Origin of the sequence: Pedobacter sp. MC2016-14 (assembly GCF_020991475.1) — a bacterium.
In the GTDB taxonomy this organism is placed as follows: domain Bacteria; phylum Bacteroidota; class Bacteroidia; order Sphingobacteriales; family Sphingobacteriaceae; genus Pedobacter.
Genome location: NZ_JAJMPA010000005.1, coordinates 42259 through 67750 on the forward strand (window position 1 = coordinate 42259; position 25492 = coordinate 67750).

At 38.4% G+C, this 25492-nt stretch carries 30 protein-coding genes and 1 tRNA gene; 13 read left to right on the plus strand and 18 right to left on the minus strand.

The genetic code is table 11. The features are described from left to right. Positions 1 to 126: 126 nt before the first annotated feature. Together LPB86_RS21005 and LPB86_RS20290 are read left to right on the plus strand one after the other, a co-directional pair. The gene (locus LPB86_RS21005; RefSeq protein ID WP_370632873.1) at positions 127 to 300 is read left to right on the plus strand and encodes a tyrosine-type recombinase/integrase; all 174 of its coding nucleotides are present in this window, start codon (positions 127 to 129) and stop codon (positions 298 to 300) included. Between the two features lie 86 nt (positions 301 to 386). Beyond that, complete coding sequence (locus tag LPB86_RS20290) at positions 387 to 623, plus strand: hypothetical protein (protein WP_230693253.1); 237 nt, start codon at positions 387 to 389, stop codon at positions 621 to 623. Between the two features lie 126 nt (positions 624 to 749). On the opposite strand, the gene LPB86_RS20295 is transcribed toward LPB86_RS20290, so the two are convergent. Continuing rightward, on the minus strand, positions 750 to 1148 hold the full coding sequence (locus tag LPB86_RS20295; RefSeq protein WP_230693254.1) for a hypothetical protein: 399 nt from the start codon (positions 1146 to 1148) through the stop codon (positions 750 to 752). Positions 1149 to 1217: 69 nt separating this feature from the next. Between LPB86_RS20295 and LPB86_RS20300 the strand changes: the two genes are divergently transcribed. Both LPB86_RS20300 and LPB86_RS20305 read left to right on the plus strand, forming a co-directional pair. Then, complete coding sequence (locus tag LPB86_RS20300; protein WP_230693255.1) at positions 1218 to 1898, plus strand: hypothetical protein; 681 nt, start codon at positions 1218 to 1220, stop codon at positions 1896 to 1898. 32 nt (positions 1899 to 1930) lie between these two features. After that, a complete protein-coding gene (locus LPB86_RS20305) occupies positions 1931 to 2824 on the plus strand; it encodes a hypothetical protein (protein ID WP_230693256.1) in 894 nt (297 codons plus the stop codon). A 221-nt stretch (positions 2825 to 3045) separates the two neighbouring features. On the opposite strand, the gene LPB86_RS20310 is transcribed toward LPB86_RS20305, so the two are convergent. The 3 genes from LPB86_RS20310 to LPB86_RS20320 are packed head-to-tail and all read right to left on the minus strand — an operon-like array spanning position 3046 to position 6405. Then, positions 3046 to 3930 carry an SIR2 family protein gene (locus LPB86_RS20310; protein WP_230693257.1) on the minus strand — a complete coding sequence of 295 codons (885 nt, stop codon included), beginning with the start codon at positions 3928 to 3930 and terminating at the stop codon, positions 3046 to 3048. Positions 3931 to 3965: 35 nt separating this feature from the next. After that, positions 3966 to 5300, minus strand: a complete 1335-nt coding sequence (locus LPB86_RS20315; RefSeq protein WP_230693258.1) for an SIR2 family protein — start codon at positions 5298 to 5300, stop codon at positions 3966 to 3968. A gap of 49 nt (positions 5301 to 5349) precedes the next feature. Further along, the gene (locus LPB86_RS20320) at positions 5350 to 6405 is read right to left on the minus strand and encodes a DUF4917 family protein (RefSeq protein WP_230693259.1); all 1056 of its coding nucleotides are present in this window, start codon (positions 6403 to 6405) and stop codon (positions 5350 to 5352) included. Between the two features lie 612 nt (positions 6406 to 7017). Here LPB86_RS20320 and LPB86_RS20325 point away from each other — a divergent pair. Together LPB86_RS20325 and LPB86_RS20330 are read left to right on the plus strand one after the other, a co-directional pair. Continuing rightward, positions 7018 to 7986 carry a retron St85 family effector protein gene (locus tag LPB86_RS20325; RefSeq protein WP_230693260.1) on the plus strand — a complete coding sequence of 323 codons (969 nt, stop codon included), beginning with the start codon at positions 7018 to 7020 and terminating at the stop codon, positions 7984 to 7986. A gap of 169 nt (positions 7987 to 8155) precedes the next feature. Next, the gene (locus tag LPB86_RS20330) at positions 8156 to 9118 is read left to right on the plus strand and encodes a retron St85 family RNA-directed DNA polymerase (protein WP_230693261.1); all 963 of its coding nucleotides are present in this window, start codon (positions 8156 to 8158) and stop codon (positions 9116 to 9118) included. Positions 9119 to 9654: 536 nt separating this feature from the next. Here LPB86_RS20330 and LPB86_RS20335 read toward each other — a convergent pair. Together LPB86_RS20335 and LPB86_RS20340 are read right to left on the minus strand one after the other, a co-directional pair. Continuing rightward, a complete protein-coding gene (locus tag LPB86_RS20335; protein WP_230693262.1) occupies positions 9655 to 10404 on the minus strand; it encodes a hypothetical protein in 750 nt (249 codons plus the stop codon). A gap of 21 nt (positions 10405 to 10425) precedes the next feature. Next, positions 10426 to 10680: a helix-turn-helix domain-containing protein gene (locus tag LPB86_RS20340; RefSeq protein WP_230693263.1), complete on the minus strand. Its 255-nt coding sequence runs from the start codon at positions 10678 to 10680 to the stop codon at positions 10426 to 10428. A 180-nt stretch (positions 10681 to 10860) separates the two neighbouring features. Between LPB86_RS20340 and LPB86_RS20345 the strand changes: the two genes are divergently transcribed. Then, the gene (locus LPB86_RS20345) at positions 10861 to 11382 is read left to right on the plus strand and encodes an antibiotic biosynthesis monooxygenase (protein ID WP_230693264.1); all 522 of its coding nucleotides are present in this window, start codon (positions 10861 to 10863) and stop codon (positions 11380 to 11382) included. Positions 11383 to 11536: 154 nt separating this feature from the next. Beyond that, a tRNA-Ser gene (locus tag LPB86_RS20350) sits at positions 11537 to 11623 on the plus strand. 180 nt (positions 11624 to 11803) lie between these two features. Here the strand turns inward: LPB86_RS20350 and LPB86_RS20355 are convergent. From LPB86_RS20355 to LPB86_RS20365, 3 genes are all read right to left on the minus strand, one after another. After that, complete coding sequence (locus LPB86_RS20355; RefSeq protein ID WP_230693265.1) at positions 11804 to 12238, minus strand: VOC family protein; 435 nt, start codon at positions 12236 to 12238, stop codon at positions 11804 to 11806. 31 nt (positions 12239 to 12269) lie between these two features. Beyond that, positions 12270 to 12479, minus strand: coding sequence for a hypothetical protein (locus LPB86_RS20360; protein ID WP_230693266.1), 210 nt, complete (start codon positions 12477 to 12479; stop codon positions 12270 to 12272). A gap of 196 nt (positions 12480 to 12675) precedes the next feature. Continuing rightward, on the minus strand, positions 12676 to 13023 hold the full coding sequence (locus LPB86_RS20365) for a hypothetical protein (RefSeq protein WP_230693267.1): 348 nt from the start codon (positions 13021 to 13023) through the stop codon (positions 12676 to 12678). Positions 13024 to 13157: 134 nt separating this feature from the next. Here LPB86_RS20365 and LPB86_RS20370 point away from each other — a divergent pair, with 134 nt between their 5' ends. After that, positions 13158 to 13463, plus strand: coding sequence for a hypothetical protein (locus LPB86_RS20370; protein ID WP_230693268.1), 306 nt, complete (start codon positions 13158 to 13160; stop codon positions 13461 to 13463). Between the two features lie 59 nt (positions 13464 to 13522). Here LPB86_RS20370 and LPB86_RS20375 read toward each other — a convergent pair whose 3' ends face one another. The 4 genes from LPB86_RS20375 to LPB86_RS20390 are packed head-to-tail and all read right to left on the minus strand — an operon-like array spanning position 13523 to position 17959. Continuing rightward, positions 13523 to 14959 (minus strand): ankyrin repeat domain-containing protein, encoded by a 1437-nt coding sequence (locus LPB86_RS20375; RefSeq protein WP_230693269.1) that lies wholly within the window; start codon positions 14957 to 14959, stop codon positions 13523 to 13525. Further along, positions 14956 to 15453: a hypothetical protein gene (locus LPB86_RS20380; RefSeq protein ID WP_230693270.1), complete on the minus strand. Its 498-nt coding sequence runs from the start codon at positions 15451 to 15453 to the stop codon at positions 14956 to 14958. Before LPB86_RS20380 ends, LPB86_RS20375 begins: the two co-directional genes overlap by 4 nt. A 15-nt stretch (positions 15454 to 15468) precedes the next feature. Beyond that, the gene (locus LPB86_RS21010) at positions 15469 to 16470 is read right to left on the minus strand and encodes an ankyrin repeat domain-containing protein (RefSeq protein WP_370632874.1); all 1002 of its coding nucleotides are present in this window, start codon (positions 16468 to 16470) and stop codon (positions 15469 to 15471) included. A gap of 16 nt (positions 16471 to 16486) precedes the next feature. Beyond that, positions 16487 to 17959 carry an ankyrin repeat domain-containing protein gene (locus LPB86_RS20390; RefSeq protein WP_230693272.1) on the minus strand — a complete coding sequence of 491 codons (1473 nt, stop codon included), beginning with the start codon at positions 17957 to 17959 and terminating at the stop codon, positions 16487 to 16489. 207 nt (positions 17960 to 18166) lie between these two features. On the opposite strand from LPB86_RS20390, the gene LPB86_RS20395 reads away from it, so the two are divergent. After that, a complete protein-coding gene (locus LPB86_RS20395) occupies positions 18167 to 18829 on the plus strand; it encodes a hypothetical protein (protein WP_230693273.1) in 663 nt (220 codons plus the stop codon). A 25-nt stretch (positions 18830 to 18854) separates the two neighbouring features. On the opposite strand, the gene LPB86_RS20400 is transcribed toward LPB86_RS20395, so the two are convergent. The 3 genes from LPB86_RS20400 to LPB86_RS20410 are packed head-to-tail and all read right to left on the minus strand — an operon-like array spanning position 18855 to position 21387. Then, a complete protein-coding gene (locus tag LPB86_RS20400; protein WP_230693274.1) occupies positions 18855 to 19916 on the minus strand; it encodes an AI-2E family transporter in 1062 nt (353 codons plus the stop codon). 32 nt (positions 19917 to 19948) lie between these two features. Beyond that, positions 19949 to 20575 carry a hypothetical protein gene (locus LPB86_RS20405; protein WP_230693275.1) on the minus strand — a complete coding sequence of 209 codons (627 nt, stop codon included), beginning with the start codon at positions 20573 to 20575 and terminating at the stop codon, positions 19949 to 19951. Positions 20576 to 20577: 2 nt separating this feature from the next. Then, a complete protein-coding gene (locus LPB86_RS20410) occupies positions 20578 to 21387 on the minus strand; it encodes a mechanosensitive ion channel family protein (RefSeq protein WP_230693276.1) in 810 nt (269 codons plus the stop codon). Positions 21388 to 21600: 213 nt separating this feature from the next. Here LPB86_RS20410 and LPB86_RS20415 point away from each other — a divergent pair, with 213 nt between their 5' ends. The 3 genes from LPB86_RS20415 (at position 21601) to LPB86_RS20425 (ending at position 23530) form a co-directional block, all read left to right on the plus strand. Beyond that, a complete protein-coding gene (locus tag LPB86_RS20415) occupies positions 21601 to 22155 on the plus strand; it encodes a ferritin-like domain-containing protein (RefSeq protein WP_230693277.1) in 555 nt (184 codons plus the stop codon). Positions 22156 to 22256: 101 nt separating this feature from the next. Next, positions 22257 to 22751: a DUF892 family protein gene (locus LPB86_RS20420; protein ID WP_230693278.1), complete on the plus strand. Its 495-nt coding sequence runs from the start codon at positions 22257 to 22259 to the stop codon at positions 22749 to 22751. 50 nt (positions 22752 to 22801) lie between these two features. Next, positions 22802 to 23530, plus strand: a complete 729-nt coding sequence (locus LPB86_RS20425) for a superoxide dismutase (RefSeq protein WP_230693279.1) — start codon at positions 22802 to 22804, stop codon at positions 23528 to 23530. 2 nt (positions 23531 to 23532) lie between these two features. On the opposite strand, the gene LPB86_RS20430 is transcribed toward LPB86_RS20425, so the two are convergent. Both LPB86_RS20430 and LPB86_RS20435 read right to left on the minus strand, forming a co-directional pair. Continuing rightward, positions 23533 to 24573, minus strand: coding sequence for a transglutaminase family protein (locus tag LPB86_RS20430; protein WP_230693280.1), 1041 nt, complete (start codon positions 24571 to 24573; stop codon positions 23533 to 23535). Further along, positions 24527 to 25459, minus strand: coding sequence for an alpha-E domain-containing protein (locus LPB86_RS20435; protein ID WP_230693281.1), 933 nt, complete (start codon positions 25457 to 25459; stop codon positions 24527 to 24529). The genes LPB86_RS20430 and LPB86_RS20435 overlap by 47 nt, the downstream gene beginning before the upstream one ends. Positions 25460 to 25492: the final 33 nt, after the last annotated feature.

Genomic DNA, 25492 nt, shown 5'->3' on the forward strand with positions numbered 1-25492 from the left:
AAAAAACAAATGTGCCTTCCCCCATTCCTTTGTTACCTGCCGCCTCTATCCTATTAAATCAGTACCAGAATAATCGAATATGCTTAAATACTGGAATGTTACTGCCAGTATCAGTTAACCAGAAAGATGAATAGCTATCTAAAAGAGATTGCGGACTTCAGTGGCGGACAGAAACAGATCACTTTCAATATTGCTAGGCATACATTTGATACAACGGTCACGCTATTGAATGGGATTCCTATTGAAAGCCTTTCTAAAATGCTCGGGCATACTAATATTCAGACTACAACATTACGCTAAAATATTGGATATTAAAGTTGGAGCTGATATGGCAACGCTTAAAAACAAGTATGGAGCAGACAGTACTTATTTAAACCTTAATGATTATGGAAACTATTAAAATCAATGAAAGTGATGTAAAATACTGCATCAAAAAGTTAATCAATTATGACGATTGCTACTCCAATGGCATTGTCACCGTTTTTAAGCATTATTTGGAGCACAAAGAGTTCAAACAGATGAGAGATGACCTAGAGACTGTGCCACATGGCCATAAAGCCCTTTACAATTTATGGGACGTCGATGCTCGTATAGTTTTTTTAGAGGTGATTTATCCATCTTGATTATTAAGGGAATGGTCGAAGATCATTCCCTCTTACCGGAACTAATCGACCTTTCAGGAATTGACATTGCAGAATTAAATGTTCCGTTAAAAGATTTATGATAACAGATATTTACACTAAAAATTATCATACTGATAATAAGCTGGCATTGGTTCCTGTTTCCAGTGTCATCAATTCAGCATGTTGCTTTTCCAAGCTACTGATCATGGATCTGAGCATTGATTTTGATGGTTTTAGCGCAAGCATTTCTGTTAATAGCTTATCATTGAGGCTTTTTTCGTAACTATCGGTCATCAATTTTATATAGTGATCTATTGTCATTCCTGAGAACAATTCGCTAGAACCCAGGCCATATTCTGTGGAGAGTTTGATCAGGTTGTTCCGGACTTTCATTGATGTGGCCTGTGTTGCTTTGAATTGTATGGTCAGATGTTCTATTTCTTCCTTTGGCTTATCCAGAAAGGTCTTTTTGTAGGTGAACCAGGCAATGAGCAGGCCTAAGATTCCGATGGTGATTTCAATCATAGAGAGACTTCTTTAGCAATTTGTTATTGATTTAGTTATCTTGGTACTTCCAAATATAATCCTATCTAAATGAATAACGCAATCGACTCTTCAAAACTCCTGGACAGCAGGAACCAAGATCTTTTTGATATGGTCTGTTCCAAGTTTGAGGTCACGTTTGAGCCTTCCTTTAGCGGGCATCATTCGATCTATACCATCGGAAACCGCATTACCTTTTATATCCCAGATGGTGATTACTGTGTGGATACCTTCAGCCATGAACTTTTACATGGCTATTTGGACTACTGCGATATAAATATTACTGGCAATCTAAAAAACACCATTTCGGGCAGCAAACTGCTATCCAAAATATTCGATACCAGATTGATCGAACACATGACCAATTGTATCGCACATACGCTGATGTTGCCCATTTTCCTGGATCGGGGCTTTGAACGTGCGAAGTTCCTGTCAGACTATGAGGATTTTAAAGCTGAGCCTGGCCTTATCAATCAGATCGGTAAACTTTATAAACGAGGAAACAAGTATAACGTCGAAGCGATCAATACTTTTATCGGCAAATACTTTGCATTCAAGTGCGACCCGAACCCTGCCTTTGATTACCAAAATGAACTTAGTCAATTAAAGAAAATCGACACGCAGCTGTACCGCATTTTAGATGACTATTTTTCCAAGTGGTCTAAATATGATTTATCAATGATGAGTTTAGCTTGTACCGTAAAATCAATATGGGGCTTTACGACAATCTGAAACCGTGGATGAGTGGTAAAAAGTTTTTTTAGATGGACTCCGTAAGTTTAGATAACCTTTATAGCTATTTTAGTGGTATATTTAATACGCGTGAGCAGGCGTACCTTTTCTGGGGAATTCCCCTTTTGATATGGTTGCTGTCCCCCAGGAATACGAGAAAATCTGCGGGCGGTATTGTAAAGGCGTTGTTTTGCAGGCAGTTTGTGTATATCTATATCATTGCCCTTGCTTATATTTCCTGTTCCATTTTTTTATTACATGCGGTAAAGATTTGGGATATCTCACTCATCAAGGATACCATAATGTGGTTCTTGTTTGTTGCATTGCCGTTAATGTTCCAGGCTGGAAAAATCGATAGCTTTCAGAAGTTCCTAAAAGAGATCGTCACCCCCTTAATTGCTTTCTCCATTATATTTGAATACATATTTGGCCTTTATACCTTTAAACTATGGATTGAAGTACTAATGGTTCCTGCCCTTGTTATGTTAGGAGGTATGTTAGCCGTCAGCGAACGAAAATCTGAATATGCACAGGTAAACAAACTGCTTAAGGGAACGCAATTCTTTTCAGGCCTGATCGCTGTATTTTTCATCATGCTACATTTGGTTCAGCATTACCAAGAGTATGTCAACCGAACAGTTTTAATGCAGTTTTTAATACCGTTATTTTTATCGCTTTTGTTTTTGCCGTTACTTTATGGTATAGCGATGTTTATTCATTATGAGACAGCATTTATAATACTTAAACGACACTTTCGTCATCATACCATGTATCGATATGCAATGTTGACGACCATGCTTCGGTTTAACGGAGATTTAGAAGGAATGAATCGCTGGAAACAAATAGTGTTCAGCAAGAACCTGCAAGGCAGATCTGAAATCGATGAGACCATTGGACTTAAACTGCTTGAAAAAGTCCTTTGGTAAACCTAAATTGTTATCTTCCATATGACTGTACTTAAAGTTCTGATTTTCTTCCCTTAAATACAATACGTTTGACCTAGTCTAATCCGACTTTACACAAAATTCAAGACACTACCTTTTTTCATTTACTTAGTATATTTTTTTTCACGACAAGACATTGCGCAAAACGTTTCAAAACTCAAAGTCCGAATCAACAGTTAAAGCCTAAAAAGGCCCATTGATTATTAGCTAGACTTAATGTGCTCAATTATGTTATTCCATTGATGTTCATAACCTTCTTTTGTTGATATAGTATATATTGTTACATCAAACGCTTCCAACATTTCCCTTCTTCGCATTTCTACATCAACTTCTTTAGTAACCTCTTCAATCGGCTTGGTGTAATAAAACACTTTATTTTTCACTAAATTATCTTCTTTAAGTCGAGCTCTCTTATTTAAAATCCACCACAGGTCAATTTCACTGAAATCAAGCCCAAAACCTGCAATGTGTACATTAGTATTAAAAAATAGTTCTATCCAAGAATACTTATCAAAAGTGTTTGATTTCAATTTATCATCAATCGACAATATGTCTTGCTTTTGCCCCTTGTCCCTAAAATCATATGTCCCTTTTAAGTAACCATTAATCTTGCCAATAGAACCACAATAATGATTTAATCCAAGCATAATAGACTTAGGTTGGCGGATTTCTCCATGAATATTCCATATTTTAGCAATTTCTTTTCCATCTTTTAAAAGAGAAGTATTTCTTCTTATACTATACAAGTCTTCACTACTATTATTTACCTCTGTGAGATCAGCCCAAGCTTTATTTATGGCATAATCATAGTTTGTTGATAAAAAATTTTTGACACCCAAATTCAAAATCTTCCCATAAAATTCATTTGTTGGTTGATTTTTGAGGAGATCAGAAATCTTAGATTTTAAATGTATTGTATCAGTCGATTTATTCCAATTTAACCTAATTCTTTCATAGGTCATTATATTTGGCAGAAAGCTCATATCAAACTTGTCATCTCTCATCAAAATATCCAAAAGCTCTGTCCATCCTGTCGCATCTTTACTAAGATAATTTAAGCCATTTCCATAAAGAATCGTTTTTTCCATTAGTTATTATGTTGTTTGTTTTTTTGTAAAAATATCTAATCTAATATTGCTGGAATTTCAGAGCATGATGGCCAAGAATTAGTTTCAATTATATCTTCAACCATAATTTGATTCTCTAATTTCATTTCGTGCCAACGACTGCGCCATGCTTGCCATGCATGCCAAGAATAACCTTTGTACCACTCCTTGCTCGCGTTACTTAAGGAATACTTAGCTATCTCACAAAAATCTTTTTCAAACTCCGACCCCTTAATGGTGATAATCGAGGCAATCTCAATCAGCCAGTCTGCAAGATGTTCATATTGAGTCCAAGCATTATTCTCTCTCGTAAACTGACGTTTCTTTTTTAATAAGAAAATCAAAGTTTTAAGAAAACTCATATCCCTACTATCAATTCCTAAACTAGATGCTTGAAGAAGAATATTGGTCAATGATAACTTCAATTTCAAAAACTCATCTGTGTAATAATGTGTTCCTGCAATAACGTCTTTCAAATCCTCTACAGAATCGATAAGACCTTTAGCCTTATCATACTTCCTTTCAATTAAATCAAAAAACGTGTGAGTATCAGTATTCTGAATGACCTTTATTCCGTATGTCATTGAATAAAATTTTTCAATAACATCCGAAATTGAATCTTTTGTCACATAATAAATTTCAGTTCTTCTAAAAGATTCATTTTTTGAATTTTTAACTTCGTTCAAAATAGAATTCAAATTGAAATCTCCTAACGAATAGCCCAGGATGGCTACTGTAGTTTCTTGAAGTAAGGTGAAAAATTTTCTTGAGAAGTAATTGTTTGAATTTTGAAAATTATAATAATCATTGATAGTCAGTATAATGCTTTCCGGTTTATTTACACAACCGTGTATGTGATATATATTTTGGCCAGAATTAATTCGGGGAATGATACTCCCTTCAATTACTATTCTACTTGTAATGGGAATTATATAATCCGAAAAAATTGTATCATAATTTGTGGTTACTATATTGATATTAGGGTGTTCTTGAAAAAAAGATTGCAAATGGCTTAGTTTATCTTTGTCTATAGTCTTTTCATTTATATTCTTTCTTATAATATTAGAGATTTCCTCTTTAATACTTCTTCGTTTTCGAAGAAATTCACTTTCTAAAATCTGGGCACAGATAGTTAAGTCATAAATCGCTTCTTTTATTTCTCCAGAAGAATTGGAATTAAATAATTGATTTAATAATTTGTCATTTTTATCTATTGCTCTTGCGCAATCCACAAGCAACTCCAACCAGCTTGGAGCCTTACCATTAGTTATGTATTTACTAAACCCTGTTCCAACAAAAAGAGTCAATGAATTCGTATGTAAAGATGTTGCAATATCGAGGTAATCACTCATATGAGATACTATTTACGAATTGAAATATGTATAAATTCTATTTATTATTTCACTGACTCCAAGTATTCGCGGTCTTTGCATTATAAGGAATAATTTTACATTTAAACTTCGACTTAATTTTTAAAATATGATCTAGCCCTTCCTGAGAATAAACTCCAATATAAACACTCCATAACTTTTCCCTAACCCTCCTGCCACTTTTTGCCGCTATATTTATAGCCTCAATTATATGAGAATCGTATTCGCCAAAATTAAAACCAAATGTTACCAATGAACCTTCAATGTTGCATAACTTTTCATAACAAAAAGATAAATATTTGTTATGCATAATGTGGGTCAATTTTTCTTGTCCATTTCCCGCAGTCACAAAAATTGGGTATTCCTTTTTTTTTATCCTTTCTTTAATATTCTCAAGTAAGAAATGTTCTGTATCATATTCAACCTTAATAATATCAATCCCATTATCGAAAATAGGAAGTGAACCATGAAGGTAATTGATGGTTTGAGACGATTTATGCTTTCCCCATCGCAATTCAGAATATTGCAGTTCATTTTGTGGAACAGACACCCCTGATTCTATTTCGGTTTCTAAATCTCTACCGAAGCCATCAATAGAGTTTTCAGTTCCAGTTCGCATTAATACCCAGTAAACTAGTAAATCATAATTAGTTGAAAATACCAATCCGTCTTTTGATAAGTATTCACTTAAGAACTTTTGGCAAGATTGTACCTTTTCAATTGGCATCTTAAAAACGTGTTCGGGATGAAGTTCTTTGACCGCATCTATGAGGCTGTTTTTCAATTTTTCTATAACTGCTTTAATTTTAGGAACGAGTTCAGCATCATCGCTAAAGATATTGGCTATCTCACAAAAATTATCGAGTTGTTGCATTATTAGTTCAAAATTTTTGGTATTAAGACTCTCAAATAATTTTTGAACTACTGGATCGCCTATCTCGTCAATAAATTTACTCAAAGCATTGTATGAAAATATATTACTGTCATATGCCATGCTAAAGCCATTGCCGAATAGCAGATGTTTTTTTCTTTTCTTATTAAGAGATGAGACAACCTCTTGGTAGGTAATTAATTCATTTAACTGCATCTTCTTTGATTATTTAAAACAAAAACGCTTGATGAACAAATTAGCCAGTTTCCATCAACAAATAAAAAACGACAATTCAACCCAGTGCATTTTTTTAACATGAATGAGAACATTAAACATAATTTTAGGAAACTAATATAGTTTTTTTTTAAGAATGATTCATACTTATCCAATATCGAAAAATCAACCAAGCAACTAAAAAAGACAAATTGCGGTTGAAGCTGACTACAAATATATTTCAATTGTGGAGATCTTCAATTCCAGAGAAAATGAGCAATCGATATATTTTTAATGCCCAACTTGACTGTATCATTCCTTCCTGAGGCTATATGAATTTAATTTTCCGTTTGAAACAAATAAAAGCCAGTAATCTTGCCATCTCAGACTTATTCATTTAAGGCCTGGATTTTTTTCATATCCCCAAATTCCCAACTAATTCAGACGTGATTCAGAAAGCAAAATAAAACCGACTCACCGAATACCTTAAAAAAAATAACCACAAACAGCTTATAAAGCTTAACTGCTAACCGTCGCAAAGCTAAATTCGTTTGTGTATATTTTGATATGCAAATTGAAAGTATTGTTTGATAAATTGTTTACTTTAGAGGTTGAATGAGTCAAAAGCATACAGAACAATTGCGGTTGCAGAAAAATGAATTGTCCCTCACCGAATGTAAGGTCATCACTGACAGGATAATGAAGTACATATTTGAGCCTGCTCGCAATTCCAAAACAACTATCTTCCTCTGTGGCAAAGATATATCTGACCTAAGTAGTATCCGATATAAAATCTCAGATCTTTTGGGTACTATCCTATGGTATGGAGATTATGATATTATCTATCCGGAAGATATTTTTGAAACATTACTATATAAATCAAATTCTGAAGACTTACTATCTTTGGAAAACTTGTTGGCAGATAGTGTTGACGTTGTGGTGGTGATACCCGAAAGCGCAGGTTCTTTTGCGGAGCTAGGCGCTTTCGCTAACAATGAAAAACTCCGAAAGAAAATGGTTTGTGTGCTGGACAAAAAATATCATAAAGATAAAAGTTTTATTAACCAAGGTCCGGTTAAATTACTCAAAAGAACTAATCATAAAGCAGTTGTTCATGTTGATCCAGAACTACTAAATACACCTACCTCCACGCTGATTGGATTTCCTAGCATTACTCGTAATCCTGAACTAGAAAAAGTAGTTTCAGCTATTAGAAACGTCAAAAAGAACATATCAAAATCTGAAAAAAAACTCACTTTATTAAGTGTCGACCGCTTTCTGCTTCCCGCAATTTACCTCCTAGAGCCTGTTGGTAAGATGACCCTAACCCATATGACAGCTATTGTTACTGAAAATGAAATTTTTGCTTCTAGTATTACAGAAACCGCACTGAGCATGCTGATAAAAAAACGTTGGGTGCAATCTACCGCCGAGGGATATAGGCTAACTAGCAGTGGAGTTAATGCCTTTTTGAGTTATAAAGCCAATAAAAACATTAATGTTACAAATAGAACCAAAGATATTGATAATTTACGCTTAGAAATATTAAATTTGACATATAGAAACAAAAAATTGAGGGTATAGAGATTTTAGACATTTGGTTTACCAAATATTGGGACGTTGTTTCGGCGTCCAAGAATTAAACTTAGCTTTATCTTCCAAAAGTATGAAGCTATTGACTCGATTCCTCGCAACATCTTCATACTTCCGTCTAGTATTATGAGTAAAAACACTTACCCTTGATTTTTGTTTCATGAACAAGTCCAATATTATTAGGCTGAAAATGCTAGGCTTACCTGTTATGGAGAAAGTCGATGATTTTGCAGAGTTAACGAGACTCTCCAGATCTATTATTTATCAGATGTCATCATTTGCGAATGAATACTACATCACATACCAGCGCCCGAAAAAAACAGGGGGAAAAAGAACGATTTCTCAACCTTCACGTAAGCTGAAAGCACTTCAAGCTTGGATTTTGGTAAATATTTTAAACAAATTAAGTGTATCTCCTTCCTGCATGGGTTTTGAAAAAGGAACTTCAACTTATCAAAACGCAAAAGCACACATTGGTGCTACTGCGATATTAACTGTTGATATCCAAGACTTTTTCCCTTCTATCAGCCAACGTCATGTTTTTAACATTTTTCGAGCTGTTGGATACAATAACCTGATTTCGATCATACTATCAAAGATCTGCACTTTCGAAAATAAATTGCCTCAAGGTGGTCCTTGTTCACCAAAGCTAGCTAACTTAGTAGCATGGAGACTGGACAACAGGTTACAGGGCTATGTAGGAAAAAAAGGAATCAGTTACACTCGATATGCTGATGACTTATCTTTTTCTGGCCCGATGCCGTCCAAAGTAGTTCGCTCACTTCCTTTCATTAAAAGTATCATTACTAGTGAACGTTTTGAAGTTAATGACAAAAAGACCCGAATAGCTGGACCTTCCCGAGCAAAGATCGTGACTGGGCTTGTAGTAGGAAACGATGGTGTTGGAATTGGTAGGGAAAAGTATAAACTGTTTCGAGCTAAAATTCACAGGCTAACCAAGCAGACTGAGCAAACGAATTTAAAATTATTATCTGAGGTGCATGGTTGGCTAGCCTACCTGCATAGCGTGGATGTAAAAAGGCTGAATAAGGCTAAGAAATATATTGCTAACTTGAAAAACAAATATCCAGAAAGCTTAGTTAGTAAAATCAATTGGAAATAGTTAACAACTATGTGTCAACAACATAAATTATCTTCTGAATACTTTGAAGGCTTGGCTACTCGTAAAAGTTCTTTTTTTTGGATAATACTCACATTTTCACCATAAATCTCTCGAATATTTTAATTTAAGAGAGACGGATCCAAGCGTATTGCTAACAATGTATTAGTGCATAATCAAAATTAATGCGTAAATTAGTAATATAACATTTGCAGTTATAAAAGAATTAAGAAAGGTGAGTGATTCGGTGAGTCGACAATTAAAAACCTTCAAGGCACCATATTAAAGCGGGATTTTAAGCTGGGGTACAATTCCCCCACTCTCCGCCCAAATGGGGTCAAAACCAACATAAAACCCTGCAAATCGTATGATTAGTGGGTTTTTGCATTTTAACGGCTAAAAGTTTCAACACAAGCTAAAATACCTGATATTAAAGTAGGTGCAGATATGGCAGCACTTAAAAAAAAGCATGTAACATAATTTATGGAGTAAGACAATATCTAGCCCTGATTAACGTCTTTATATTTGAGAGCGTTAATTTAGATGAAGCGGGAATGGTCGGAGATCATTTCCGCTTTCTTATTTAATTGGATGATCACCCGAGTAGCCAGCACTAGTCTAGCAGCCTCAACTGCAGATTTGTCGTATGTTTTCCTATTTATAATCTTTTCATTTAATTGCTGGTCACTATGATGTTTAAAAGTCAATTTGTATTGTGAAATTTTGTTTTCATAATTTTCATTGACAATAACACGTTTTTTGGAAAAATCAATTCCAGATTTCATATAGGGGAAAAGTCTAAAATATGTATGGGTTGTAATGATAGGTGGTTTCAAAACATCCAACATTAAAGATGTGACATAGAGCTGTAAACCATCGTTGAATTTTAGAAGTAGGTAACCATAAGACGCCCATGGGACTATTTTCCTATTTATGTGATCAATTCTGTTTCTATGATAAATAGCCAAGTGCTGCTCTACTAAAATTAGATCTGAAAAATTGTAAAAATGCTCTTTACCAGATTTACTAACAATCAATGTACTTTGGTTTTCATCAATTACTATTTTAAGTCCTGAATTTTTAATGTAGTAACTAATATGAAGAAAAATTGCTGGTGCAATAAATATCAACACAGGGATTGCTCCTACCATCAGACCTTCTGAGGTGATGTAATTTTTTTCATAAAATGGGATAAAATAACAAACCAGAACTACCAAAGAAAGGCCAATAAGAATGTATTTTAAAGACCGGATGTGATTGACAATTCTTATCTTGTAAACACTTTGCATATTCAGTTTTTATAGGGGTCGTTATTTATTTAGGTTATATTCTTCGTTGAAGAACTCACTTAAACTCACCCCGAAACAATTAAGAATACCAATCAACGTCCCAATCGTTATGTTAGCACTCCCCGCCTCATATTTACCATACTGGGAGCGATTTAGATTATTGTCATAGGAAAACTTATCTGGGCTGCTATATCCGCTGGACTTACGGAGACTTTTAAGCCTTAAACCTATTTTCCTTAGCTCTTTTTCATTTGTTAAAAGGTCCTTATTTGCCATGAAATAAAGTAAAGCAAATACTCCATTTCTACACACTCTATAAAAAGAGTATTTTTATTTGGAGTATTGAAATTATCTGGTTATCGTATTTCAAATCATTCCATACGATGAAAACAACAAATGGACATTTAGGTTTCAAGAATGAAAGCAATTCTGTAAATTAGTAACCTATCGAAAAACATGGCCATACACGTCGCAATCACCCGCAAAATTCTTCCCGGAAAAGAACAGGAATTTAAAGAATCCCTGCGCAATTTTCTTGGCCAGTCATTTATCCACGACGGCGTACACGGCGCGGCAATCATTTCTTCCTTTCCAGGAGCAGACAGTAATGAAATCGGTATCTTAAGAACCTTCAAAGACGAAAAAGAACGCGATGTCTTTTACAATTCTGAGCAGTTCCGGCAATGGGAAAACTATGCCTCCAACCTGACAGAAGCAGCGGTTTACCGACAACTAACAGGCCTTGAAGCCTGGTTTCGTTCCTCAACTCCACCGCCCAGGTGGAAAATGGCTATCGCCACATTGTGCGGCGTATTTCCAACAAGCATCTTCCTGTACTACACCACCGGCCGGTTTCTAATACACCTGCCCGTCCCATTCAGACTACTTGTTACGGCCACGCTGATGGTCGGAATCTTAACATGGGTCGTTATGCCATTTGTGACCAAAATATTAAAACCTTGGCTCACCAGTAAATAAAAATTGAACTAAAAAGAGGCTGATCAGTATATTCTCAACTGTTATCACTTACTATTAAGCTAGGTATTCACATCCTATAAACCTGACTAACTGACACTTAAAAAATAAATTAATTTGAATTTGCAAAACCGAATGATATTCGTACTTTTGCGCCGGAGAGTTGGCAGAGTGGTCGATTGCGGCAGTCTTGAAAACTGTTGACTTGTCAAAGGGTCCGCGGGTTCGAATCCCCCACTCTCCGCGGATAGCAATATCAAAATGCATAAAAACCCTGTTAATGTACCATTAGCAGGGTTTTTTGTTTTTTATGAGCACCAAAATATGCATAAAACACCCTATCTCCCGGGAGTAATTTCGTGAGTCAGGTCAAAATAGCAAAAAGACTCACGAAGCCTACATAGAATACTGACTAACAAATCTTTTAAAGATCATTTATAGACTTGTGACCGACTACGTTTTTCACATCATCAAGCAATACAAACGAGTTACAGGCAACTTCTAGAACATTCCCTTCAACATCCTGAAAATAAAAAAATAAACCTCCAAAAGGTGGCGTAGTTGGTTCTTTCAATATCGTTACACCTTTGGCAATAAATTCCTCATAGAGCGCAGTTACTTCTTGTTCAGTAGCTACATTGTGACCTATAGTAATCGGGCCACGTTCACCCAGTTTAACACCGAGAAACTCCGAAAGACGCTCTTTTTTGGCGATACTCAGCAGAAAGCCGTTCATCTGATAAAAAACAATATCCGCATTTTTTGCAACAGGTTTCCATCCCAGTATATCCTGATAAAAGGCTTGCATTGCAGCCAGATCATTTGCGCCAATAGTTAATACCGTAATTCTTTGTTGCATATGGGCTTCGATGTCATAGATTAAGCTTTCATCACATATTGTGTTCGGTAATCAGTTCACCCACTTGCTGCACGAAACCATCCTCCAGCTCATCCTGTGTGGTCCACTTCACCTGGTTACCATCGGGCTCCGGAAAGATTACGCCAATTTTGTTTTCACCTTCCATAATCCGGTACAATCCATTTTCCAAAGGCTCTATTCTAAATTGATCTTCTAACAACTGTATTTCAAATGATTCCATACCATGACAACAACAAACAGACATTTAGGTTTTAAGAGTTATGCCGTTTGTGACCAAAATATTAAAACCTTGGCTCACCAGTCGCTGATAATGCTTTAGCTGCCTTAATCTTGATGATTGCCGAAACTAAACCGGATGAAAAGGATAACTTAATAAATTTCAGAAATTAAGGCTCATAAGTTATTTATCATTGAGCTTACCTAACAAGATCTATGGTGTCAATCAGCCAGCCGCAAAAGCATTCCCTGCTGGCAATCAAACAGCAGATATAGGTTATTGGAATACTGATGAAAAAGAGAAATCCGGCATCCATCCAGGCGAGCGATGCCTGCTTACGAGATATTCTGATCATGAGGTCTATAAGGAAAGCGATAAACATGACGATAAATATGAAAACCAGCAAAAATGCAATGCCGAGTCCAACATCTGTTGGATGATGATCGGTCCTATTTTCCCTTATCGCCATTTTCGCAAAGATAAATACCACCAAAAGGGGAACTGCAATTAACAGAAATCGTTTAAGAAAGGGCTTGAGAAGTTTCATATTTTAATCAGTACAGGTTTCTAAGGTAACTAAATTCTCGCTCTGCATGCGGAAAAAGATATTTGCTTATCACTGAAACTTATATATCAGCTTTTTGTTCATAGACTGAAACTAAAATATAAAACAAAAACAGAATGTTATCATCTTTTAAAAGCAACGACAATAACGCTGACAGTAGCGAACTTAACAGTAAAATCATGAACTCCATGGGACCAGTAATTGCCGAACACTGGCCAAAAATTGAGCCTTATGCTGACCAGGCTTTAGCCGCTGCTCAGGATGACGCTACTTTTGAAATTCTTGCGCGTAAGATTTATCCATGGCTGCCCATGTTAGTCCGTTTGGCAATAAAAGAAGATAAATTTGTCTCTTATACCCTGGAAAATAAAGGACCTCTCCTTGCTAAGCTGGCAGAATTTAAAAATAAGCAGGCAACCTAATTTAACTGATATTAATTAAGCATCGCTACTGAAAACAATGTAGCGATGCTTCTTTACTTTTACATCAGCAATAGTTTAACAACAGCCTCATTATTTTGTTGAACAGCGAGATCCATAGCCGTTTGACCAGCATTGTTTACCCGTTCAAGGGTTGATTTGTCTTTCTCCATAATTAGAGAAACGATCCTTTTGCCCGACATCTGATCCGAGTTTCCAGCTGCGTAAATTAATGCGGTATTTCCAAATTTGTCTACACTGGTAACGTCAGCGCCGTTATCAAGCAACAATTCGGCAATATTATATTTCATTTCGTTGCCCCGCTCAGCAAATGACATCAATGGTGTTTTTCCAGATTGGTTGGACTTATTGATGTCGGCACCGGCTTCAATCAATTCTTCAGCTAATGTGGTATTAAGATCAGCGAGGTAACCGGCCTGACACAAAAGATTAAGGGCAGTATTGCCTTCATTATCTACAGCAGCATCTAAGTCCAGTCCGTTTGCCATCAAAATGCGTAACATTTTAATGATATCCTTAATTTCCTGGCTCATTCCCCTACCTAAGTTGCTGACTGATTTGGCCAACAAGTAGTAAACCGTCGTCTCGCCAGTCCCAGCCCTGAAGTTTACGTCTGCACCACCTTCGGCCAATAGCTTTACCAAAGGTTCGGAAGGATATTCGCATGCAAGCATCAGCGGCGTTCTACGGTACTGGTCCGATATTTCATTTAAATCTACCCCAGCCTTTATTAAGGCTTCTACTGCAATACCATCACGGTTTAATACAGCCTCATGAATGGTCATCCCACCAGTGGCCACGTCACTTTCGTCACCCGAAATTAAAGCCGCTACCTCTTTAACACCGCTGCGCTGAGCATATGTCAATGGTGTTGTACCGAAAACATCTTTATCTTCAATATCAATACTTCCCTTTTCAAGCAGTATTCGCACTGTCTTTATAACTGCGCTTACAGCGCCACGAATATCTTTCCGGTTGCCTAACTTATCGCAAATGGTGTGCAGAAGGTTCATTCCACCAGATTCTGTGGCATCCATCCTTACACCAGCTTCACCCATAGCCTGTAAAAAAGGATACATATAAAGCAAGCCAGCTTCAAAATACGCAAGTTTTCCCGAATCATTCTTCTTTTTTGGATTGACTCCGGCATCCAGCAAAGCCTGGGCCGTCTGATAAATTTTTTCCGCTACCTCTTCCAGTTTAGGATCGACGAAATCGAATCTGGTGCCCGTAAGTGCATGCAAAGGGGTATTACCGTACCGGTCTGTACCAGGCTTTATCCCGTTCGCTTTCAAAAACCTGACGGCAGCTGCATCAGAAAAACGGGCAGCCAAATGATAAAGGTCTTCTTCATATTCACTTTTAATCCCTAGTTCAGGCAATTGCTTGAACAAGCCGATTATGTCAACCTGATCACCTTCCGCTGCAAATAGGTTGCGCTGATAGGCATCCTTTAATCCGTTAAATTGTTCTATCATTGATTTATTTTTGCAAGATTAACTGCTTCTATTACATTTTTACACTGATCCATTTCGGGTAAAGTAGAAAGCCGGATCACCTCTTCCCAGTTTCCCAATTCCAGGTTGGCATCTACCAGAAGTCTTCTGATCCTTAGTTTCACCACTGACGCATTAAGTTGAACTACACTTTCAGTCAGCGCTAATTTATGAGCATTGTGCTCGTATTCAGATAACAGTAACACATGAGGTATCCGTAACTGATGTTTTGGACTACCAGCCATATTCAGGATCGCTTCGTTTAAATTAGAAATGGTTTGAAGGTATTCTTTGGCAGAAAAATAACACAATGCCATGTTGTAAAGTGTGGCAGTAGATGGATGCTGAGCTCCTTCGGTCAAGTGTTTAAAAATAGAATAGGCAGGCAACCACTGTGATGAATTAACAAACAAAACTCCTTCTAAAAATAATTCTGACGCATTCAATTGAAGGTCTACTTTTTGGTTTATAAGCATAACTCTTGTTTGATATTATGAATCTGCACCAGCCATGATCAGTTGTTCTGCAATTTCAGTGTAGCCTTTTTGGGATGCATAATGTAAAGCAGATTGCTGATCATTGTCCTTTTCATTAACATTAGCCCCTCGCTCAATAAGTAGCGCGGTCAAATCATTATAACCGCACATGGCAGCAACAATTAATGGCGTTTCACCCTCATTATTTTTAGCGTCCAGATCTATTCCCTTATCAATCAATAATCTGGCAATCTCCTTGTTTCCTCTGCCGCAAACGTAATGAAGGACAGAGTTTCCATCCAGTCTTTTTAGAGATAAATCTGCGCCAGCATTTGTCAATAGTTCTACGATCCTCAGGTTGTTTTTCATACAGGCCATCACCAGGGCAGTTTCTCCATCATCGTTTAGCGAATTGAGGTCGCTGAATCCTGTTTTCAACAATTCATTTACAACTTCAGCCTCATTGTTCCAAATGGCTTGGTGAAGCGCCGTATTCCCCGAACTGTTTTTATCGCCTGCCTCAGTTGCAAGGAGTGCTACTGTATCTCTTAAGCCCCTGCTTGTAGCATAGTCCAATGCGCTGTGGCCATCGTTATCCTTAATACTTTTATCCGCCCCCTTAGAAAGCAAAAACTTGGTAAACTCCGTTCTCCCAATGGCCAGGGAGTAAATCAGGGGTGTCTTTCCTTCCTTATCGGTGGCATTGATATCTGCTCCGTTATCCAGCAAAATACTCAGGATTTCCTTATTCCCACTTTGCGAAACGATATGTATGGGTGTCATACTATTGTTATTGGCTAAGTTTACATCCACACCGCCCTCTATTAGTAATTTAACAATATCTCTGGCGCCTTTTTGAGCGGCATAAAACAAGGGGGTGTTCCCCATCGGGTCACGCTTATCCAGATTAATCCCTCCTTTTTTTAGAAAAGTTTGTACAATTCCTTTCTGGTTATTTTTACATGCATTTAAAAAAATGGTATCCATGATATGGTAGTGTTTAAATAAAATAAATATGCTGTCTGAATGCTGGTTATGCTCTTTCTAAAAGCCAGGCCACTAAAGGTTCATTGTTCTTTTCTGCAGCATAATCAAGCGCAGATTTCCCGGAATTGTCTTTTACGGACACCAGTAGTTCGCCAAATTGCTCCAATAATTCACTGTAGGTCCTGGCAGTTGACTGCTCTGAATTGCTGCTTGCATACATCAGCGCTGTTTTACCATTTTTATCTCTCAATATGGTCGAAGCACCCTGCTCCAAAAGGATAAGGAGTTCTTTTTCTGCCCGCCGTTGATCGGCAAGGCACAAATACATCAAGGCAGAAATCCCATCGCGATTGGTTTTATTGACATCGGCGTTTGAATAGACCGCTTCCTCAATAACGGCCTTCGCAACGGAATTACCATTGTACAATTGAAGGCTGTCCGCAAATTTGGCCGAAACTGACAACAATGTGTTTTCCTCGTCATCCATCAATGAGTTGATGTCAAAACCTGCTTTAACGAAGGATTGCAGCATTTTCTGAAATGTCTTGTTTTGCAACTGATCGAAATTGGTGTTGATATTTGAAATTGGAATATACAAATAACGGAAAGGATGCCAGGATTTGCTATCCAGCAGATTGGGATCTGCGGCATTTTTAAGCAGCAAATCAACAATTTCAAAATTATGTAGAATTACCGCAATGGCGAGTGGCAACATTCCATGATAACGGTCGCCTTCCTTATCGTATGCTTCATTCAGATTTTCTCCAAGCGTTATTAAGGCGTCAATAGCTTCCAGATCTTGATTTATACAGGCCTGGTAAAGATCCTGTCCCCCGGCGAGTAAATGCAAAGCTGCTGTTTCTGTATTTGAAAGATCAACACCTTTAAGCATTGCGCCTATATTTTTAACCTTATATTTTATGGCTAAATCTATGGCTGTTTCTCCGATGTTGTTTTTCTGGTTAGGGTCTATGCCGAGTTCTATACACATGGTAATAAAGGCAGAAAAGTCGTTGAACCTCGCATCCTTATGCTGTGCTGAATTCCGCACGGCAATGTGGATTAAGGTGTTCCCCTCTCTATCCAACCAATCTATCTTTGCACCGGCTTCCTGATAGGCCCTGAGCATTTCTGCGTAACCCGCTTTGGCACCGGTCATCAAAGCTGTCCTGCCCTCTGTATTTTTTTTAAGCGGACTAACTTTATGGGCAAGTAAAATTTTGGTTGTCTGGTAAACCCGGCCTTCAGGTATAACGTAACTCCTGTCGAATTCTGCTTCCCCTAAAAAATGAAGAAGTGTATCGCCATATTGATCTTCTACCCCCATAGTCCTCCATCCTTGTGACAGTAAAAATTCGATCATCCCGAAGTTAGCGAAAGCGCAAACCTGTTTCCAAACGGCCAGTTGTTCTTCTTCGGTTATTTCTGAAAAAACTTCCTTATACATTTGGTTGACTTCGTCAAGCTCCGCCGCATTCAGGTACGCATTTCGTATCGCATTTAAATTTATCATGCTCATTAATTGTTTTTAGACAAGGAATATCGGCCTGGTGATTTGTGCGCATCAGGCCTACCTGGTTATGTGTTCATCTTTAACAAAAAGCAGATGTATTAGTTTTATGGTCTTCTTTTAATAAATAGACAAAAGCAAACAAAATGTGGTCATAAAACATTTGACTAGTATAGAATTACATCGTCCATTATTAGTCAAAACAGATCATAATTTATGAGATTGCTCCTGATTTCTCTTTTCTTTTTAACCACTACCGCAACTGCGCAAGAGTTACCCGATTTTAAAGTCCCCGCTAACTACAGTAAAATATGGGAAGTTAAAGGCGATCTGGATAAAGATGGTATAGCGGAAGTTGTTTATGCTTACAATACCAATAAGCCCGACGGCGCATCAGGCTTTTTCAGGATATTGTACATCTGCAAACTATTTAATGGAAAGGCTAAGCTTTGGAAACAGAACAGCTCTGTTTTAAGAAGCAGTAAAGATTGTGGTTTTTGCCTGAATAAAGGCATTGACCTGAGCATAAACATCAAAAACAATACGCTCATCATTCAACAAAATTTTCAGCATAATGCCCGGCACTACAGCAGCAATAAAAATATTTTCCGTTACCAAAATGGCGACTGGTTTCTAATTGGCTCAACTTACAATGTATACGACACTTGTGAATTTGATGATACTTATGATATCAATTTTTCGACAAAACAAGTCAGCGTAGCCTGTACGTATGGAGATTGTGACGAAGGAAAAACAGCAGCCAGTGACGAATTTTTTGATTTCAAATATCCCTTTAAAGCAATTCCGAAAATGGATGGGTTTAAGCCTGGAAAAGTAGAACTTAGAATTCCTAAATCCAGGCGCTTCTTTTATTACTAATTTCGTAGTCGTGTAACAATCAATCTCATTTCTTTCTACTAAACAATCCTGCTCTTTTGGTTTTTTGCTTTTCAGGCCCGATTAAAAAACCATATGGTTTTAATTCAGGTATCCTATCACAGATAATTTTCACAATCCCCAGCATTGGAACAGCAAGGATCATTCCCGCTACACCCCAAACGGTTTCTCCTACAACGATAGCCAGAATGGTAAAGAGTGGATTAATATTTACCTGTTCTCCTACGATAAGCGGCTCCAGGATATAAGTTTGAACGAACTGAACGATACCATACACCACCAACACGCCGATAATCATCTTTGAATCGCCTCCCTGGGCAATTACCGCCAACACGGTAACTGATGTACCTGTTAAGTTGCCTACAAAGGGAATAATCTCTAAGGTTCCACACAAGACTGCAAAAAAGATTGCACTCTCTACGCCGACAAGGCTAAAACCAATCCCATACATGACCCACAAAACACCAATCATGGCAGCCAGGCCACCCAGGTATTTTTGGGCCACCAGACCAGATTCGTGAACGATGATTGAAGCACGTTCTTCCTCGTTTTGCGGTACGATTTTAAGGATGAACTTTTTAATGTGCGAACGGTAATACAGGCAGAGATACATATATACGATTACAAGTAGCGTACTGACCGCTATCCCTAGAATACCGGAAGCAAAGCCGGCCAGCATTGCGCCCGATTGACTGTTGCCTTGTTTTAGAATTTCTTTTTGCTGAGACCTGGTGATGCCGGCTTTTTGATCTATCCAGCTTCTGAGCGATGCAAACATATCGCTTAGGCGCTCTTTCATGGCATCAAGGTTTTCTGTTAAACTGCCCAGTTGCCAATATAGAAGTGACACAATAGCTAAAGCCGTAAAAACAAAAATGAAGATGCATACTGCTGTCGCCAGCCCCCTCGACATTCCTTTGTGCTCAAGGAAGTTACATAAACTGATAAAAAGCATAGAAAATACCGCCGCCAGGGCCAGCGGAACTAAAACAGGAGCTGCGAAATAAAGGCCTGCTATTGCCAGAAAAAATATCAGTAAAACATGTACCGATCGTTGGAGTTTGGTCATACCCAAGCTTAACAATACTTTTCCCTAAAAGTTTATTTTACCAGCAAACCCTTTACTAAAGCTTTCCATTGCGGATATGAAAAACCAATTTTGGCCGCCCAGCCCACCAAAGTATTTCTAAGATTATCCAGCCCATTGCCGGTATCATTGTTGGCCACCTCATTTCTTCCGTGTTCTTCTGCAAAAATGACATTTCCAATGCGCTTTACCTGAAAAGTAGAGGTTGCCTCATCCGTTAAAAAATGGGCAATTGCAGGATCAGCCTTCAAGGGATTTCGGGAGGGTCTGGCAGTGATGCTGATTACTTCCACATCATCCAGAAGTTGCGCGTTAACCTCTTCCAGAACAACCCAATCGTAGCCTTCTCCAGCAGCTGTGCCGGGTCCCGGAATGTCTATCCTGATATGATCACCACTTAAAGCCGTACGCTGAACCAGTCCTCCACTGGCGTCGGTTAAAAAGAAATGAGCCTTTTCAACGCCAGCAATCTCTGACCAGCGGTTAACGTCCAGCAAACGATCTTTTACCGTTTTAAAAAAATGAATGGCCTCCCCTTCTGTGGGCAACTCAATCTTTTCTACTGCATTCATTTCAGTACCTACTTGTTGAGCGGGCACCTGTGCCGCTCCTGGCTGTGGATTGGGATTATTCGTTTCCATAATTATGATTTAGCGTCCATACCAGGGAGTTTTATCCCCGATCCTTTTAGATTTTGCATTAAGTTTTCCTGAAAAACCAAACGTGCATCGTGAAAACCATGCGCATTTAGCCATACATTCACCATTATTTTGTAACCGCTTTCTTCCAGTGCAGAAATGCCTATCCGCTTTTCAGGAGTTTTTAAAATGGCTGTAGATTCAGCGATGGTTTGATCAATTACTTTTCTGACAGTGGCAAGGTCAATCCCATAACTGAACTTCAGCTCCAGATCAAGGCGTCTGCTGCCAAGCGCGCTGATGTTGATGATGACCTCATTAGACAGCTTGCTGTTTGGAATAATTACGGTGCGGTTGTCGAACGTGGTCACTACGGTATAAAATAGCTTTATGGAAGTCACTGTTCCTTCCTGCCCCTGGGCTATAATATTATCAGAAACACTAAAAGGCCTCAACAACAGGATCAATACGCCGGAAGCAAAGTTTTGCATGGTACCAGACAATGCTAAACCTGCCGCCACACCAATGGCGCCTACCAATGCCGCGAAAATAGTGAGGGGGATACCCAAGGTTTGCATAACCAGAAAGATCAGCAGTGCCCTTAATACAACGATGGTTACGTTTAGAAAAAAGGGTTTCAATGAACTGTTTACCTGATGGTGCTGCATGCGACCCTGCATCCATCGGGAGAAAATCCTGATGAGCCAAAGGCCGACGAACAAAAACACAATGGCCAGCAAAATATCGGGGCCTTTTAACAGCAACCAGTCGTAAAATTTGTCGTAATAGCTATCTACATTCTGAGTTAATTTCATACTATAATTTTAACATAACACTTACCCTAACAGGCTATAAACGCAGCAGGATTGAAAAAGTTTGAGCAAGCATGAAGCTCCGCCTGGTAAAATTTAGAGGTAAAATCTTTTATTTTAAAATTTACAAACAAAATTCATCCAGTACGGTTGTACAGCCCGGAGATCAGCAATAACGAGCTCTAACAAAACATCTTAAACGAAAAACAAAAAATTATGGCAACTACAAAAAAAGCAGGCACAAAAGCGCCAGCGAAATCGAAAACAGGTAAGATGGAGAATTCTGAATTTCATGAATTTTTCGTTGATGAATTAAAAGACATCTATTGGGCAGAAAAGCATTTGGCTAAGGCCTTACCTAAAATGAAAAAAGCAGCGACAAGCCCTGAACTGGCTGCAGCTTTTGAAAAACACACAGAAGAAACGACCACACACATTGCAACCTTAGAGCAGGTATTTGCTTTGCTGGATGAAAAACCTCAGGCTAAAAAATGTGATGCAATGGAAGGATTGCTGAAAGAAGGTGAAGGTATTATTGAAGATACGGATTCGGGTACATTGATTCGTGATGCAGGATTGATTCTTGCCGCCCAAAAAGTGGAGCATTATGAAATTGCTACTTATGGTACGCTTGTAGTTTTTGCCCAAAACATGGGACATACCGACGTTGCTGAATTATTACAATTTACATTGGATAATGAAAAAGCAACCGATGTAGCGCTGACTGAAATTGCCGAAAGTTTTGTAAACGAGCAGGCAGCAGCAGAGTAATATTAAACATTTTTTTTCAAGTCCTCCGGTGTAAGCCGGAGGATTTTTAGGATTAAATTATCCCCTTACCGGAGGCCATTAAAATTAATTGATTTAAAAAAATGCAGGACTTGCTCTACAAAGAATACCATAAACGCTTATCCGGTTTATTGGCTGCCGAAAACAAATACCGTAAAGTCTTTCAGAAATTAGCTTCGGTGGCTAGTACTGAAGAACTAAAAAGTGCCATTATTCCTGAAAAAACGGAGGCTGAACAGCATATTGCGAGATTAAAGCAATGTTTGCAGCTTGCAGATTTAAAGGCAGAACGTTTAATTGATGAGCTTGATACCACATTACTAAGCTTAGTTGAAGCAACGCTTAAAGAGAAAAAAATGGACGCAATTTCAATGGATATTCAGATACTTCAGCGGGCTGTAGCGGTTTTCAATTCAAAGAAGGCATCGTATGAAATAGTACATAAAATGGCAGTTGCCTTGCAACAGGAACTGGCTGCGCAGTTGCTGGAACAGTGTGCTAAAGACAATCAAAATAACTATGCCTATTTGCTGCAAATTGCGGCCAACATCATTTATCCTAAAGCCGTAATCGCCTAAACTAAATGGTCATTTGGTTTGTTATATTGAAAAGTATAAATCTTTAATATATGGAACCAATAGAAAGAAGAAAGTTTCTGGGCCTGAGTTTAACCGCGGCTGGCGCAGTGGCTTTGGCTGGAATTACCGGATCACCACTGGACGTCCTGGCATCATCAAAAGCCGCAACACCCTTTAACGCATTTGCATTTACACAAATTCCATTACCCTACGCTTATAAGGCACTTGAACCGGCAATTGATGCGCAGACGATGGAAATTCATTATACGAAGCACCATGCTACTTACATCAAGAATGTAAATGAAGCTATAAAAGCAGAAAACCTACCTTATAAAACCGAAATGGAATTTTTCGCAAATGCATCCCGGCTTTCTGCTAAGGTAAAAAACAATGCTGGTGGTGCATGGAACCATAATTTCTTTTGGGAAAGCATGCATCCTTCTCCTGAAACGGCCCCAACAGGAAAACTGAAAGCTGCAATTGACAAATCTTTTGGCTCGCTAAGCAATTTTAAAGAAGAATTTAACAAAGCCGCAGCTGCGCAATTTGGCTCGGGCTGGGCATGGCTGGTCCTGGAAAAAGGCAAATTGAAAATCAGCAGCACGCCAAATCAAGACAACCCCCTGATGGATACCGCAACTGTAAAGGGCAAGCCTTTGCTCGCCCTTGATGTATGGGAACATGCCTACTATTTGAAATATCAAAATAAACGCGCTGATTATATCAATGCCTGGTGGGCTCTGGTAAACTGGGAAAAAGTGGCTCAGCGCATGGGCTAAATTTATTGTTGCTGTTGCTGCTGCTGTTGTATTTGCTGCATCAGCTCCAGGTTTCTTCGGTAACTGTTTCCTTTAACCATTTCTACTACAGGTTCTGGTACCACTTGTTCTACAACCGGCTCATGAACCTCAAGTAAACCGTTATCATAGCCTACAGTGACCTGAACAGCAAGTTTATGGTTGGAGGGGCCTTTATAAACGCCTTTTACAGGCGAACAATCATTGAAACTTCTCCCGTAAGCCAATCTTACATAGGTTTCATTGGCAATGCAGTTATTGGTAGGATCCAGGCCAAGCCAGCCATACGAAGGGATATAGGCCTCTACCCAGGCATGGGTAGCGCCTTCTCCCCTTACGCCATTTTTATTGGGACAGATGTATCCGCTTACATATTTGGCAGGAATGTTAACCATGCGCAGCATCTGACACAGCAAATGGGCAAAATCCTGGCAAACGCCGGCTTTCAACTGCCAGATTTCATCCAGCTGCGTTTGTACGGTGGTTACCCCCTGAATGTACTTAAACTCTTCAAAAATCATCTTGCAATAATCCAGCGCTGTTTGATATGGAGAAGCATCGGTTTTAACTTCCCCTCCCATCATTTCCTTTAAATCTGGCAGGCTATCAAATGCTTCCCATTTTAAATAGTCGATATAGGGAACATGATGCCGCAGACTTTTTAACTCTTCCCATTGCAAGTTGCCAAACATCGTTTCAGCAGGCAACTCCCGGTGTTTGGTAGAAACGGTTAATTCCGAATAGATTTCCAGTTCACGGTGGCGCTCACTATAGGTAAAAAAGCCAATCTGGTTGCCGTAATAATCTGAAAAGGTATCTACTTTCGGATTACCGGATATTTTAAGGTCATGTTTCAGTACAGTTTGATAATCATCTTCAATTGGATACAAGATGATATGGTTTACGCTGTCCCTAACCAGGGATTCGTAAGTATATTTTGTGATGTGTTTGATGTTGAATTCTGGCATATCGGTGGTATTAAGATAAGGAGAAACAAGTAGTATTGAAGGCATTACCGATGCCATACAACTCTGATTTAATTTCGGCAAGGTACAAATGCAGATCGCCCTGTTTCAAGCCTTTGATGGAGCTATATTTTACCTTGCTCTGCAAACGACCGATCAAAAAAGAAAGGTTGCCGGCATTGATATGACCATCATTTTTAAGCCTGTCAAAATACTTGATCAGCTGGTTAAGTGAATAAATTACCGAGCGTGGAAATTCATTATTGAGCACCACTTGTGCCAGTACGTTCTCCGCTTCAAAACCCTGGCGATAGGTTTTAAGATAAAGTTCATAACCACCAATACTTAACAGCAGGTGTTTCCAGTAACTGGTATTGGTGAGCAAATCCGGATTGTGGTCTACTGAGCCAAATTTGACGTCCAGGATGTTCACAGATTGAATGCTCCGCTCCAGGTATTTGCCAATGCGCATAAAGCTACTTCCTTCATTTCTGGCCATGGTAATTTCTGTAGTTCCGTAAAAAAGCATCCCTTGTTTAATGAGAATGTCCAGCACGGATATTGGATCATCTTTTTTAAGCATGTTATTGAGCTTAGGATCTTTGATGGTGTGGTAATATTCGTTAAGGCATTGCCATACATCTTTGGTAATGTGGTCCTGCACGCTGCGTGCGTTTTCTCTAACTTGCGTGATGATATTGACAATTGAATTTGGATTTTCACGGTCCGTTACCATATACTGAAGTGCCGCACGGCTTTTAAACTCCAGGCCCTCAAAACCCTCATCGTCGGGGCCGTAAAAGATCCGGGCTACCGGACTCCAGGAAAAATCTGAAATTGCATCCTGCGAAGCAGCATAATTGATTTTAAGCATGCGCAGCATACCATCTGTTCTTTCAATGTAACGGCTTATCCAATATAAACTTTCTGCAACCCTGCTTAACATATATAATGATGTATTTTGATTGTATGTTTAAAA